The sequence below is a fragment of the Luteitalea sp. genome, assembly GCF_044337415.1.
Lineage (GTDB): Bacteria > Acidobacteriota > Vicinamibacteria > Vicinamibacterales > Vicinamibacteraceae > Luteitalea.
Genome location: NZ_JBIINP010000049.1, coordinates 1 through 13686 on the forward strand (window position 1 = coordinate 1; position 13686 = coordinate 13686).

The window sequence follows — 13686 nt, forward strand, 5'->3', positions numbered from 1 at the left end:
CCCGGGATCACGTTCTGCTGCTGGAACTCCGCCTGCGTCTTGAAGATCAGCAGGGGAATCTTGAACGCGAGGTCGTGCTTCAGCTCGGACGAGAGCTTCTGGTAGGCGCTTTCGGCATACCCGGCCACCCGCTCGAGATGCTGTTCCGTCTCGGGGTAGTAGTAAATCTCGAAGTGGTCGGTCGTATAGATCTGCCACTTGAAGGAGTCGTACCGGACTTCGTTCTTGCCGAAGTACGGCACGAAGGGCGTCTGCGCAAGCGCGGGCGCCGCCACGGACGCCACCAGGACGCCTAGGGCAGCGGCGCGCCGCCACGCACGCAACGGCGTTTCCATGCAATCTCCTCGGGTCGTGCGAAAGGGCAGGGCGCTGGACTCACAGCTGGGCAGCTCGGATGGCGTCATGGTACTCGCGGTCGAGGTACCCGGCAATCCGGGGGGCGCGGCGCAGCTGGTCACTGCCCCAGTTTGACGCATTTCCGGGCGCGGTGGCCGCACCGGGAGGCCGCTATACTGGCAATGTTCCCGGCGCGGGAATAAACCCGCGCCCTCCGGTGTTCTGGGTGGTGATGGAACCCCGCCCGTCTTCCTCCATGGCGTTGCCTTCGGGTTCCCGCTGGCTGCCCCGCGTCATCCGCGGGGCTCAGGACCGCGACGAGGTCGCGGCGGCCGACCCGCTCGAATACCTGAACAGCCTGTACGGGATGGCCCTCAAGCTGACGCGCAATCGCGCGGCCGCCGAGGATCTGGTGCAGGACACCTACCTCAAGGTCGTACGCTTCTCGCCGAAGTTCCGCGAGGGGACCAACCTGAAGGCCTGGTTGTTCACCATCCTCCACAACACGTTCCGCAACGACCGGCGCGGCGCGAGCCGCCAGCCGGTCGACGTCGACACCGAGGTCGTCGAGCGCCTTCCGGTCGAGTCCCAGGACGACGACCCGGAGCGCCGCCTGCTGCGCTCGACCATGGACAGCGACCTGCAGGAGGCCCTCGACGCCCTGCCCGAGGCCTACCGTGAGGCGGTCTGGCTCCGCGACGTCGAGGACTGCAGCTATTCGGAAATCGCCGGAATCCTCGGAATTCCCTCCGGCACCGTCATGTCCCGCATCGCCCGGGGCCGCAAGCAACTGCATCAACACCTCGTTGCGGCCCGCAGCCGCGCCGGGGCCACCCCGACCGCCGGCGCGCCCCCCTCGGGGGCCTCCGCCACTGCCGCGTCGTCGTAGGGGAGAGAACATATCGTGCCTGCCACTGCCATGAAGGATTCCTGCTCCGAGATCGCCCCGCTGCTGACGGCGCTCGCCGACGCCCCTGACGACCAAGCCGTCGACCCACGCCTGGAGGCGCACCTGTCGACGTGCGGCGCCTGCCAGCGCAGCCTCCGCGTGCAGCGCGAGATGCACGGGCTGCTGCGGGCCCGGGCCGCCTCGCTCGTGGGCCGGGCACCCGACGCCCTGCGCCTTCGGCTCGAGGCCGCCCGGCCGGTCCGGCCGGCGACCCGCCGCTGGGCGCCGCTCCGGATGCCGGTGGCCGCCACCGTGCTGCTGGCGCTCATGGGCGTGCTGGGGTACGGCCTGACCAGCGCCTCGTCGACCGTCCTGGCGGCGCAGCTGGCGCTGGACCACCTCAAGTGCGTGAAGCTGGTCTCGCCGGAGACCACCCTGAACCCGGTGCAGGCGATGAAGGACTGGGCCATGCAGTACGGCTGGTCGCCGAAGGTGCCCACGCCGCCTGCGGCCCGGAAGGCGTCGCTGGTCGGCGTGCGGCGCTGCCTCTATGGTCACGGCCACCTCGCGCACCTGCTCTACGACGTGGACGGCCACACGGTGTCGGTGTTCGTGATGCCCCGTGCCGAGTATCCGGTGGGGCCGTCGGCCGAGGGACACGACTTCTTCGGGCAGCACGCCGAGGTCTGGGCCGAGGGCGACCAGTCGTTCGCCGTGGTCGGCGACCTCGCGCCCGACACGCTCTCGCGACTGGCGAAGGAATTCCGCGAGGCGGAGTGACACGGTCCGCCGGAAGGCGGTAAGGTTGTTGGGTACGACATCAGGGCCTCACCCGAGCCGGGTGGGGCCCTGCCCGCATGGACGGGCATCGCAAGGCAGTCACGACATGAACATGCGCTGGATTCTCGCGGGCGTCGCCGCGCTGGGCCTCGGGCTCGCCGCTGTGCCCTTCATCCCCTTCGGCACGGAGACGTCGGCCTCGGCTGCCGTCGCCCCTGGCGCCGCGTGCGAGGCCAAGGCCAAGCCCGCCAACTACGGGTTCAAGGTCAAGGACGTCGACGGCAAGGTCGTCAACCTCGCCGACTACAAGGGGAAGGTCGTGATGATGAACTTCTTCGCGACCTGGTGCGGGCCCTGCAAGTTCGAGACGCCGATGTTCGTCAAGCTGCAGGAGCAGTACCGCGCCAAGGGCGTGGCCTTCATCGGCGTGCAGATCGACGACGACCCGGCGTTGCTGAAGCCCTTCAGGGACGAGTACAAGGTCAACTACCCCCTGCTGCTGGCCAACGACCGCGAGGACCTGCAGGACGCCTTCGGCCCGTTCTGGGGCCTGCCGGTCACGCTGATGATCAAGCGCGACGGCACCATCTGCAAGCGCCACATGGGCCTGGCGTCGCAGGAGCAGATGGAAACCGAGATCAAGCGCCTCCTCTGAGGTAGGGCGGGGTGTCCCACCCCGCCGAAGTCCCGCCGAAGCCCCCGCCGAAGCCCGCAGGGCGAAGGCGGGTGCTATGATCCCCCTGTGTCGTTGACTGGGCCCGCTGTCGCGGGGCATCGGTCGCGCACAGTGCGCCAGATGCTCAAAGGCTTCACCCACGCCCGGCTCGCCTGCGGGTGCCGCATCACGTTCCGCGAGGGCGTCGAAGGCAGCCCGGTGGTCGTCGTCGTTGCCGACAAGTCGCCGCAGTGCGCGTCCACGCTGCACGTGGCCGGCCTGCCGGTGTTCGACACGCGCGAGTCGCTGCGTCCTTCCACCCGCCTCGGTCCCCCGGAAGAGGAAGAGTACGAAGAAGAGGGCTAGCGCCGGCCCGCTTCACGCGCCCGCATGAAGAAGCAGATCACCGCCTCGCTGTTCTGGGTCGTCCAGGCGTCGTCGCTGCTCGTCCTGTTCGTGCCCTTCAGCGCCGGCATGGTCGCGCTCTGGGCGGTGTCGCACTTCCTGCGCGCCATCGGGCTCACGCTCACCTACCACCGCTACTTCGCCCACCGGGCCTTCCGGATGGGCCGGGTGACGCAGTTCGTGTGGGCCTACATCGGGTGCTCGGCCATGCAGAAGGGGCCGCTGTGGTGGGCGGGGCACCACGTGACGCACCACAAGTTCGCCGACCGTGAGGGCGACACGCACAGCCCGATCATCAGCGGCTTCTACTATGCGCACCTCGGCTGGTTCCTCGACGACGTGCGCCACGACGGGTTGCCCGACAACAACCCGGTCGTGCGCGACTTCGGCAAGTTCCCCGAGTTGCGCCTGCTCGACGAGTTCTACTGGGTGCCGCCGCTGCTGATGGCCGTCGGGCTGTACCTGTACGGCGGACTGCAGTGGCTCGCGTGGGGCTTCCTGCTGCCCACCATGACGCTGGCGCACGCCACGTTCGCGATCAACACCATCAACCACCTGTACGGCTCGCGCCGGTTCGACACGGTGGACGAGTCGCGCAACAACCCCATCACGGCGCTCTTCGCCGTCGGTGAGGGCTGGCACAACAACCACCACCGGTACCAGCGCGCCGCGCGCAACGGCTTCTACTGGTGGGAGTTCGATCCGACCTGGTACGTGATCAAGGCGATGAGCCTGGTCGGCCTCGCGTGGGACCTGCAGGCCGTGCCCGAGCGCATCTACCGCGAAGCCCGCGAGCGCACCACGACGCGCGTCGATCCCAACGTCGCCGAAGCGGATGCGACAGAGTCGGCGTAGCGAGGCTCGAGGCCCGGCGCTCACACTGGCGGCTCAGGGCTCAAGGCTCAAGGCTCAGAGAGCATTCTGATTGGCGCCCACGAACCGTGAGGCGCGCATCACCTCTGTTCGTGGCGGTCGACCTTCAGGTCGACCGATCTTTCGAATCCTCCACGACATCATCCTCGACATCGGCAGCCGCGTTGCCGTCCCGCTTGGGGGGCTCGCGGCCCGCATCGGCGAGGGCGCGCCGCAGCAGGAACTCCACGTGGCCGTTCAGGCTGCGCAGGTCATCGTTGGCCCACCGCTGGACGGCATCCAGCACGGTGGGGTCGATGCGCAACAGGAAGGAACGGCGGGTAGTAGCCATGACGGTCGGCGTGTGCCAGAGGTACGGGAGGGCCGGCTGGAGGAGAGGGGAGGGCCGGTTGTCCCCCCGACTCCGCTCGGGGCAAGCCAACCAGGCCCATCCGTTCGTCTCTGCTTACTGGTAAATCGTCCCGGTGTTGACCACCGGCTGCGTGCCGCGCTCGCCGCAGAGCACCACCAGCAGGTTGCTGACCATCTGCGCCTTGCGCTCCTCGTCGAGCCGCACGACCTGCTTGGCCGACAGCATCTCCAGGGCCATCTCCACCATCCCCACCGCGCCCTCGACGATCCGCTGGCGGGCGGCGATGATGGCGCCGGCCTGCTGGCGCTGCAGCATCGCGGCGGCGATTTCCGGCGCGTACGCCAGGTGGCTGATGCGCGACTCGAGCACCTCGACGCCGGCCTTGATCAGGCGGTCGTGAATCTCCTGCTTCAGGTGCTCGGCAATCTTCGCCGTGGTGCCGCGCAGCGACTCATGGTCGTCGTGCGAGTCGTACGGGTAGATGGTCGCCAGGTTGCGCAGCGCCGCCTCGCTCTGCACGTGCACGTAGTTGTTGTAGTCGTCCACCTCGAAGCTGGCCTCGGCCGTGTCCACGACCTTCCACACCACCACCGCGGCAATCTCGATCGGGTTGCCCTCGAGGTCGTTCACCTTCAGGTGCGCCGATTCGAAGTTGCGCACGCGCGTGGAGATCTTGTGCTTCGTGTAGAACGGGTTGGCCCAGCGGAGTCCCGGCTGCCGCACCGTGCCCACGTAGTCGCCGAAGAGCTGCAGCACCTGCGCCTCGTTCGGGGCCACCGTGAACAGGCCGACCAGCACGAACCCGGCGGCCAGCAGCGTCGCGGCCGCGCCGATGACTTGCATCCCGTCCTTCTGCTTCGCGGCCAGGATGAGCCACAGCACCCCGAACACGAGGCCTGCCAACCCCAGCACCAGCACCGCCACACCATTCATCGCCTGCCGTTCACGCTCGCGAATCATCGACGCTCGTCTCCTCGGTCTGCCCGGCCCTGCCCGGGGCGGCGGCCCAGCCCGGCCGCACTGGGTGATGTCTAAGTGATATCACATTGGTAGCAGACGAGTCCACGCTGAGCTCGGTTCCCTCGCCAGACAATGCCGCGATGCCGGGAATGCCGGGAATGCCGCTGCACTGAGCGCCGGAGCCGTCAGCGCGACGCACGAGCCGGTGGTGAGAGGGGCACAGACTGGGCGGGGCACGGCGCCGGCCACGCGGCCTGGTGGTCGCGTGGCCGTGCAAGGAGGGGCTGGGGCCGCCCGTACTTCGGCTGCCTCAGTGTCGCGTGCCGTCGAGCAGGAAGAAGCGCCCGGCCCGTTCACTGGCGCGCACGTGGGTCGTCACGACGAGATTGGCGAAGAGGTCGGCGTACCGGTCGGTGACCTCGTCGGCTGACGTGAAGTGCCGGACATGGGCCTTGCCGGGGAAGTCGGGCACGGAGCAGACGCACCGCACTCCAGGCGGCCAGCGCTCGATGAGTTCGCGGTCCCGCTCGACATGCTCGAGCACCTCGGTGCAGATGATCGTGTCGTAGTCGATGGTCGTGAACAGATCGGTCTCGAACGCATCGGCCACGCGGAAGTCCCCGCCGGGACACTGCTCCCGGGCGATGCTCACGGCGGCCGGCGACAGATCGAACCCGGTGTACCGCGCGATTCCCTGTGCACGCAACAGCGTTCCTAGCTGACCCGCGCCGCAGCCGACCTCGAGCACGCTGGCCTGACCGCTGACTCGGTCCGCGATGACACTCCAGAGCGCGTAGTAGTGCGACAGGTGGTAAGGCAGTCGCTTGTCGGCCTTCTCACGGTAGCGGCGGTCGTAGAAGGCCTGCCCCTGTTCCACACCCCCGCTGGCGCGGCGTGAGGCCCGCCGGATCACGCGACGGAGTTGCTGCAGCATCGATGCGTTCCTCGCTTGAAGGGGCGGCACCTTGCCGCACCCAGAGGCAACGCAGGAACCGTGCCCATCGCGGGCGTCACGCAGGACGCGGCGCGCGGCGCGGCAGCGCTCGTGGTGTCAGGCATCGGCGTGTACTTCCTGCCGTGCGTGGCGTCCAGTCAGGGGGCGGAGCCGTAGGGGGCCGCCGGCGCCGCGACCGAGGCGAGGAAGGCGTTGAGGCCGGTGACGACCGCGGGCGGAATCTCGTGGCCGCCGTCGAAGGGCACCCACGTCACGTCCAGGCCGGCCGTTCGCATCGCCTCGACCCAGCGCGCCGTGATTGCGAACGAGAGCACGTCGTCCTGACGGCCATGCGCCACGAACACGCGAAGGCCGCGCCTGTCCGGGAGACCCTCGCGCCAACTGGCCTCGTCGACGACGGTGGGGGAGAGCAGCACGAGCGCGCGCAGCGGCGTCCGGCTCCGGAACGCGAGCTCCGCGCTCACCATGCCTCCCTGCGAGAAGCCGCCGAGGACGGCGTCCTCCCGGCGCCCGCCGAGGCGGTGCGCGAGTTCATCGAGCAGCGTTCCGACTCTCGCGGCAGACTCGGCGAGCCCCGGCGGACGCGTGCGCGTCAGGTCGGGTAGGCCCGTCGTATCGACGTGCGACGACAGGTCGAGCGGCCACCAGGCGTGGCCGATGCCGCGCGCGCCGGCGATGCTGCCTTCGGGAAACACGAGGCGCGTGTCCGCGCCGGGGGCAATGGTGGCCGTGAAGGGAAGCCATTCGGCGGCTGCAGACGAGAAGCCATGCAGCAGGACGATAGGGCGCGTGCCCCGGCCCACCTCCACCGTGCGGAGGCCCGATATCGGGTTGGTGATCGAGACTACCGCAGTGCCGGGCGCCTGCGCGAACGCCAGCGCGGCCAGCAGGAGCGCCGTGACGCGGGAGATGAGGGCGCCCATCTCCCATCGTCGCTCCGTTTACTCCTGAAGCTATCTCGGCGGCTGCGGCGGAGATTCCGGCGACCCGGGCGGCGCGGCCGGCACCAGGAACTCCAGCGAGACCGGGGTGAGCCCCGTCCCGCGGGTCTCGTGTGAGCGCATCTCGACGCGCGCGCGCGTCCGATCCACCGCGCAGGGCGGCGATACCTGTTGCGCGAGTTCGGTCGGCACGACGGTGAACGGGTACGCGAGCGATGGCAGCAGGGCCAGCTGCATCACCCGCGACCCGGCCGTTGGCCACGAGTACGCCGGCACCTCGCACCCCGTCCCCTGATCTCGCAAGAAGTAGGCGTGCCCGTGGCGGAAGCTGATGGCCGGCGACGACAAGTAGATCTCCGTCCCTTCCACGCGCGCGTGCATGCGCCCCAGGGAGCGCAGGGCCGTCTCGTGGACGCGCGAGACCGCGAAGCGCAGGTGAGCGGTCGACAGCACGGCGCCTGGTACCAGCGGCGCCTCGGCTTCGGTCAGGTGCCGCTCCACCTCGCCCTGCAACTGCCCTTCGAAGCGGATCCGGGTTCCGGCAAGGGTCCTGACCTCGTCTGCCGAGAGGACGACGAGGGCGGCCCTGACCTCGGGCGGCTGCACTCTGGGCAGGTGACCAGATGGGCTGCCCTCCACCCACCGGACCCCGGACGCAGTGGTCAGCTTCCCTGTCTGCAGGGAGAATCGCCAGGAGTCGCGCGGCTGTCTGGCTCCTGGCGTCATCCCGACCACGAGCGCAAGCGCCCCTGGTGATCCGGTGACGGGTTCGGCGGTGACCGATGTCGACACGACGCGGACCTGCGGATCGATCGGCGGCGGTCCCACGAAGCGCAAGGCCGGCACGAACCAGACGCCGACGCCGAGCAGCAGCAGGGCGAGGATACCGACCAGGAAGGTCCGTTGCCGACGCGGACCAGCCATCGCCACGCTGAAGAGCACGGGAAGGACCACCGCGCCGAGGCCGAGCGTGGCCCACAGGCCCTTGAGCGGGTCGGCCATACCCGACTGACCCACCCACGGGAGATGACGACGCAACTCGGACAGCGCGCCGAGCAGGAAGAACATCGTCGCCAGGCCGACGACGACCGCGATGATGAAGGTGGCCAGGCCGCGCGATCGCGACGCCACGACCAGCCCGAAGCCCGCCAGCGCGCTCTCCATGACGACCACCATGGCGACGGTCGCGGGCCAGTGCGATGCCGGCACGCCCACGATCACGGCGACCGCGAACACGATCAGCGTGGGGATCACCACGAAGCACATGCCCACGGTGAGCACGTGCGCGAGGGCGAGCACTCGCGAGCCGATGGGTCTGGTTCGCCAGAACGTGCGTTCATCCACGGGACTTCCCGCCTGCACGATCGAGGCGATGGCTACCAATCCGAGCAGGACTCGGGCGCCCTGCAGGAAGAGCGCCGCGCCGACGCCGGCATCGGCCGCCAGTTGTTCCGACCAGGGGGCAACCGCCAGCAGCGGCAGCGCGACGACGCTGGCGAGCCACGCGAGCAGGATCGTGCGGTGCGCCCGAAGGTTGTGCTGCACCAGATGCCAGACCTGGGTCATGACGCCCTCCGCGTCGTGTCGCGGTCGTGCTGTCGTGGCTGCGTGCGCGTGACCGATGGCGTCGATCACGGCGTCGCCTCACGGCCGGCGCCCGCATCCAGTCGCGCGAGCTGCCGCGCGGCGTTGCGATCGGCAAGAGGGCGGGGCCCGAGGACCTGTTCAGCGGGCGGCGCCGGCCTGAAGGCCTTGCCCGCGGCAGGCATGGTGAACTCCAGCGCGAACGGCGCGGGCCGGACGTGCTCGTACTCGAAGGTGCGCAGGTCGATGTCGGCACGCGCGGCCTCGAAGTCGCACTGCGGCGCTACGCGTGCCGTGAAGTCCACGCGCGCTGCGTCGAAGGGCCGCGACAGGGTCGGCAGCAGTGCCGACTCCATGACCCTGCGCCCGTCCCAGGTGAAGGAGGGCGCGACCGCCACCTCGCACCCCGTCTCGCGGTCACGCAGGACATAGAAGTGGTCGTGCCTGGCCGCCGGACGAAGCGTGACTTCCGTGGCGCGCAGTGCGAAGTCGAGCGACCCGTTGCGGAAGGTGCCGCGGTCCACGACGTGCGTCACCTGCAGGCGGGAGTGGTCGGTGTCGAGCGTCGCCCCCTCGGCGAGCGCGGCGGTCCCTTCCGTCGGGCGGCGCTCCATGTAGGCGTCGACGATGGCCTCGAGCCTCATGCGGGCTCCCGTCAACCTGCGATGTTCCTCGGCGCTCAGGACTGTCAGGACGGTGCGCACGGTGGGCGCCGCGATCGGGGGGAGGTCCGACATGCCGCGCCCGCCTCCAAGCTTGCGCGCGCCCTCCGGCGTGGTCAGGTGCCCGTCCGTCACCGTCACCCGCCAGGCATCGCCGGCGCCGCCCGACTCCGGCACGACGTCGAGCACGAGCGCGACGACCCCAGGTGAACCCGGCACATCGATCACGCGGATGGCGTCCGGCTGCGTCGAAAGCCGCGCGCGTGCGTCCTTCCGGTTCGGGGACTGGAGCCACGGCTGGAAGCACAGGACCGTCGAGAGGGCCAGCGCGGCCAGTGAGCGGAGCACGAGTGCGAGTTGCCGTCGTGGCCCTGCCATCGCCGTGATGAACAGTCCCGGCAGCACCAGCGCACCCACCGCTGTGGCCGCCACGAGGGCCGACCATCCAGACAGGCCTGACGGTGGCGGCGCCGGCCACCGCATCACCTGATCGACCGCCACCATCGCGAAGGGCAGCGCCAGCACGACCCCGAGCGCGAGCACGATGCCGATCAGGAACGTCGCTGCCCCGCGAGTCCGCGATGCCACGACGAGCGCCAGGCTGGCGAAGGCCAGTTCGGTGACCGCGACGTATCCCAGCACCCATGCCCAGTGCGGCGAGGGCACGCGCAATGCGAGCGCGATGAGGAAGACCGCGATCGTTGGCGCGACCACGAACATGGCGACGACTAGCGCGAGGTGGGCCGTGGCCACGGTCCCCGAGCGAATCGGTCGCGTGCGCCAGAACGAACGGTCGTCGATCGGGCTGTCGGCCTGCACGATCGCCGCGATGGCCAGGGCACCCAGGACGATCCGTGCACCCACGAGCAGCACGGCGGCTCCGAGGGCGAGTCCCGCGTCGACCTGCCTCGACCACGGCACCAGTGCGAAGAGCGGGTGGCCGATGAACACCGCCAGCCACGCGATCAGGATCGTGCGGTGCGCTCGCAGGTCGTGCCGTACCAGATGCCACAGGTGGCTCATGCCGCACCTCGCGTCGCGCCCGTACCCTGTCGCAGCGTGCGCGCATGCGCGACGAACGCCTCGCGCAGCGCGGGGCGCGTGACGTGCAGCCGCGCGCCCGGGAACGCGTGCTGCAGGCGTTCCGGCACGTGGTCGCCTTCGAAGTCGGTGGCGAGGAAGCGCACCCCGCCCGCCACTTCGCGCACGTCGATGCAGCCGTCCGGCAGGGTGTCGAGTGCGATGGGCGCGGCGCCGGTCACTTCCACCAACCGGTAGCGATCCTGCAGCGCGTCGAGTCGCTCCTGGAACACGAGGCCGCCGTCGTGCAGCATCGCCACTTCGTCGAGCAGGCGCTCGAGCACGTCGAGGTCGTGCGAGGCGAGGAGCACCGTGGTGCCTTCCGCGCTCACCAGTTCCAGCAGGCCGTCCACCACCTGCTCGCGCGTCAGCGGGTCGAGGCCCTCGAGCGGTTCGTCGAGGATCAGCACCTCGGGGTGGAAGGCCAGCGTGGCGACCAGCGCCGCCTTCATCCGCTCACCGCGCGACCCGCGCGGCAGGCCCGTGGCCGGCGACAGGTCCAGGGTCCGCAGCAGCCGCGCCGCCAGCGCGTCGTCCCAGCGCTCGTAGAACGGGCGACAGTAGGCCAGCAGGTCAGCAACCGTGGCGACGAGCGGCAGGTGCTGTCCCTCGGCCATGTAGCCGATGCGCTGGAACATCGCGGCCTCGAGTGCCCGCGAGTCGTGCCCGAGCACCTCGGCCCGCCCGAAACACGGCACCTGCAGGTTGACGAGCACCTTCAGCAGGGTCGACTTGCCGGCGCCGTTGGCGCCGATGAGGCCGACAGCCTGTCCCGTCGGCACGCGCATCGACACGTCGTGCAGCGCGAACCGTTTGCCGAAGGTCTTGCCGAGCGCGTGGGTGACGATGGGGTCAGTCACGACGAGTGCCTCGTGGAGAAGGCTCGAGGCGCTGCCACTCGGCCTCGAGCAGGTCCTGCAGGTCGGGGAGGGAGAGACCGCGCCGCCGCGCCTCGAGCACGAGGTCGGCGGTCGCGGGACGGAGTTCGCGCGTGCTGGCGGCGCGTGGTGCGGGCGGCGGCTGGGCGACGCGTGTCCCGATGCCCGGATGCACCTGCAGCAGGCCCAGGGTCGTCAACTGCGCCACGGCCTTCTGCGCGGTGTTGGGGTTGATCCGCAATGCCTGGCTCAGCGCGCGCACCGACGGGAAGGCATCGCCCTGGGCGAGGTCGCCCGAGACGATGGCCCGCGTGACCGCGGCGACGAGCTGCTCGTACACCGGGACGCCCGGCACGAGCTCTAAACGGAACGGCAACACAGGTGTATTAGTACGACTAGTACACTTGGCGTGTCAAGGCACAGGGGCGGGTAGCGGGGAGCGGGGACGGGTTCGTCGCCGTCGAGCGTGCTCGACGGTCAGTGAACCCTCGCGTGCACGTCGGGCCAGCCGACGCCTACTGCTGATGTGGAGGTGGTACCCGGTACCCGGTACCCGGCACCCGGTCCCTAGAACACGTACGCCGCGAGCAACGTGAACGTCCGGTTACGGAACTTCACGCCGTTGGTCGGCTCGGGGACGATGTCGGTGAAATCGGGATTGAGGTCGGAGAAACTGCCGCCGTACCTGAAGTCGACACGGAAGTGGGTGAACTCCGCGCCGATGCCGGCGATCCAGCCCAGGTCCCAGGCGTTGATCTCGAGGTCGCGCGACGGTTCGGATCCGGCGTGGACACGGGCGCCGAGGAGGCGGCCGAGGTACGGTCCGCCGAAGAGGCGGAGCCAGCGGGTGGGGCCGTCGATGCTGGGCGCGACGCGCACCAGCAGCGGCATCTCCAGGTAGTTCAGGTTCACGTCGGTCCGGCGGCCGTTGGCCGAGAACCGCGTGCCCTTGACGCTGTACAGCGCCTCGTACTGGATGGCGATGTGGGTGGAGGCGTCCACGGTGAAGAGGACGCCTCCAGCCGGTTCGAGCTTGTCGGTCAGGAGCACGTTGAGCGATTCAGCACCGCTGCTGTTGATCTCGCTCATCGTCGCGCCGGCGGTGATGCCGACGCGCTGGGCGTGGACCGGCGTGGCCACCGCAAGGGCGGCCACGATGACACCGGCGAACGCGAGTCTCCCGATCACGGAGGGGCGGTCTACTTGAAGTTGAACCGGAGGCCGGCCCAGAACTGGTAGTTGTTGTCGACGCCGCCGTCCTCGAAGAAGATGCGGCCTTCGGTGGCGAACGAGGCGCGCGGCAGGCCCGTGGACGTACGGGTCTTGCTCACCGGCACGGCGAAGGTCGCCAGCAGGTGGGGCACGCGGCTGTCGCCGTCGAAGATGTCCGAGATACCGAGGCCAGCGCCCACGAGGACGCCGTTGTCGGCCACGTAGTCGGCCTCGACCTCGGCGAACAGCGCCGTGCGGTCACCCTCGTCGAAGTTCACCGCCACGCCAACCGACGGCGCGAGGATGAAGTGCGGCGCGAGGCCGAACGCCAGGCCGGCCTTGAGGCCGAGGATCGGGTCGCAGTACGACGCCAGGCCCGCAGCCGCGCCGGCGGCCGGGATCCACTCGTACGAGCGGCGCTGCTTGCCGAACGCGCCGAGCACGAAGGGCGTCGCGCCCTTCACGGCCGTCGTCGTCGCGGCAGCCGCGGCCACGACCGGGGCCGTCACGGCCTCGACCACCGGAGCCGGCTTCGGCTCGGGCTTGGGCTCCGGCTTCGGCGCCGGGGGCGGCGGGGGCGGCGCCGGGGCGGGCGCGGGGGCCGGAGCCGGCGCGGGCGCGGCCTTCGGCGTCATCGTCACGAGCGACAGGTTGCCGCAGGCCTCGGGCACGATGAAGTCGTACGTGCCCTTGGCGCTCTCGACCGAGAACTTGTAGGCCTTGAACGGCTTGGCGCCGCCCCAGCGGATGCCGCGGACGACATCGGCCTGGCCCTTGCGCCGCATGGCCATCCACTCGAGGCGATCGCCGGTGGCGAAGGTCGTCGGCGTCACGGCGCCGTTGGCCATCGCGTCCACGACCTGGCCGCTGATGTCGCCAAGGCCGTTGGCCTCGAGGATCTTCACGAGATCCGCGCGGTTCCGGGTGGCCATCCGCTTGAGGGCGTCGGTGGTACGCACCGGCGCGCTGAAGCGGGTGCTGCCACCGAGCACCTTGACCACCTTGTCCTGCGCGAGCGCGACCGGCGCGCTCACCGACAGGCCCACCAGCGCGATGCCGACACCGACGAGCGCGCGCAGCCCCCTACCCATAGCCATCGTGACTCCTTGAAAACGTCTGCCTGC

The 13686-nt window shown here is 69.9% G+C and carries 15 protein-coding genes and 1 pseudogene; 5 read left to right on the plus strand and 11 right to left on the minus strand.

Translation table 11 applies throughout. The features are described 5' to 3' along the window. Positions 1-335 (minus strand): annotated as a pseudogene (locus ACIRDX_RS10035) (hypothetical protein); the annotation flags it as partial. A gap of 218 nt (positions 336-553) precedes the next feature. Between ACIRDX_RS10035 and ACIRDX_RS10040 the strand changes: the two are divergent. From ACIRDX_RS10040 to ACIRDX_RS10060, 5 genes are all read left to right on the plus strand, one after another. Continuing rightward, entirely contained in the window at positions 554-1225 is a 672-nt protein-coding gene (locus ACIRDX_RS10040) for a sigma-70 family RNA polymerase sigma factor (protein ID WP_396625281.1), read from the plus strand. Between the two features lie 15 nt (positions 1226-1240). Then, positions 1241-2005: a hypothetical protein gene (locus tag ACIRDX_RS10045; RefSeq protein ID WP_396625282.1), complete on the plus strand. Its 765-nt coding sequence runs from the start codon at positions 1241-1243 to the stop codon at positions 2003-2005. Positions 2006-2111: 106 nt separating this feature from the next. After that, positions 2112-2660, plus strand: coding sequence for a TlpA family protein disulfide reductase (locus ACIRDX_RS10050; RefSeq protein WP_396625283.1), 549 nt, complete (start codon positions 2112-2114; stop codon positions 2658-2660). 141 nt (positions 2661-2801) lie between these two features. Next, on the plus strand, positions 2802-3026 hold the full coding sequence (locus ACIRDX_RS10055) for a hypothetical protein (protein ID WP_396625284.1): 225 nt from the start codon (positions 2802-2804) through the stop codon (positions 3024-3026). Positions 3027-3050: 24 nt separating this feature from the next. Beyond that, a complete protein-coding gene (locus tag ACIRDX_RS10060) occupies positions 3051-3920 on the plus strand; it encodes an acyl-CoA desaturase (RefSeq protein ID WP_396625285.1) in 870 nt (289 codons plus the stop codon). Positions 3921-4044: 124 nt separating this feature from the next. On the opposite strand, the gene ACIRDX_RS10065 is transcribed toward ACIRDX_RS10060, so the two are convergent. The 10 genes from ACIRDX_RS10065 to ACIRDX_RS10110 all read right to left on the minus strand — a co-directional run bounded on the left by ACIRDX_RS10065 (position 4045) and on the right by ACIRDX_RS10110 (position 13659). Then, a complete protein-coding gene (locus ACIRDX_RS10065; protein WP_396625286.1) occupies positions 4045-4269 on the minus strand; it encodes a hypothetical protein in 225 nt (74 codons plus the stop codon). A 114-nt stretch (positions 4270-4383) separates the two neighbouring features. Further along, positions 4384-5250, minus strand: coding sequence for an SPFH domain-containing protein (locus ACIRDX_RS10070; protein WP_396625287.1), 867 nt, complete (start codon positions 5248-5250; stop codon positions 4384-4386). A 310-nt stretch (positions 5251-5560) separates the two neighbouring features. After that, a complete protein-coding gene (locus tag ACIRDX_RS10075) occupies positions 5561-6184 on the minus strand; it encodes a class I SAM-dependent methyltransferase (protein ID WP_396625288.1) in 624 nt (207 codons plus the stop codon). Between the two features lie 158 nt (positions 6185-6342). After that, positions 6343-7128, minus strand: a complete 786-nt coding sequence (locus ACIRDX_RS10080) for an alpha/beta hydrolase (protein WP_396625289.1) — start codon at positions 7126-7128, stop codon at positions 6343-6345. 30 nt (positions 7129-7158) lie between these two features. Beyond that, positions 7159-8712 (minus strand): hypothetical protein, encoded by a 1554-nt coding sequence (locus ACIRDX_RS10085; protein WP_396625290.1) that lies wholly within the window; start codon positions 8710-8712, stop codon positions 7159-7161. A 65-nt stretch (positions 8713-8777) separates the two neighbouring features. Next, entirely contained in the window at positions 8778-10415 is a 1638-nt protein-coding gene (locus ACIRDX_RS10090; RefSeq protein ID WP_396625291.1) for a hypothetical protein, read from the minus strand. Beyond that, positions 10412-11332, minus strand: a complete 921-nt coding sequence (locus ACIRDX_RS10095) for an ABC transporter ATP-binding protein (protein ID WP_396625292.1) — start codon at positions 11330-11332, stop codon at positions 10412-10414. The genes ACIRDX_RS10090 and ACIRDX_RS10095 overlap by 4 nt, the downstream gene beginning before the upstream one ends. Further along, a complete protein-coding gene (locus tag ACIRDX_RS10100; RefSeq protein ID WP_396625293.1) occupies positions 11325-11729 on the minus strand; it encodes a GntR family transcriptional regulator in 405 nt (134 codons plus the stop codon). Before ACIRDX_RS10100 ends, ACIRDX_RS10095 begins: the two co-directional genes overlap by 8 nt. Before the next feature lie 188 nt (positions 11730-11917). Continuing rightward, positions 11918-12538, minus strand: coding sequence for a porin family protein (locus ACIRDX_RS10105; RefSeq protein WP_396625294.1), 621 nt, complete (start codon positions 12536-12538; stop codon positions 11918-11920). 11 nt (positions 12539-12549) lie between these two features. Next, entirely contained in the window at positions 12550-13659 is a 1110-nt protein-coding gene (locus ACIRDX_RS10110) for a hypothetical protein (protein WP_396625295.1), read from the minus strand. Between the last annotated feature and the right edge of the window lie 27 nt (positions 13660-13686).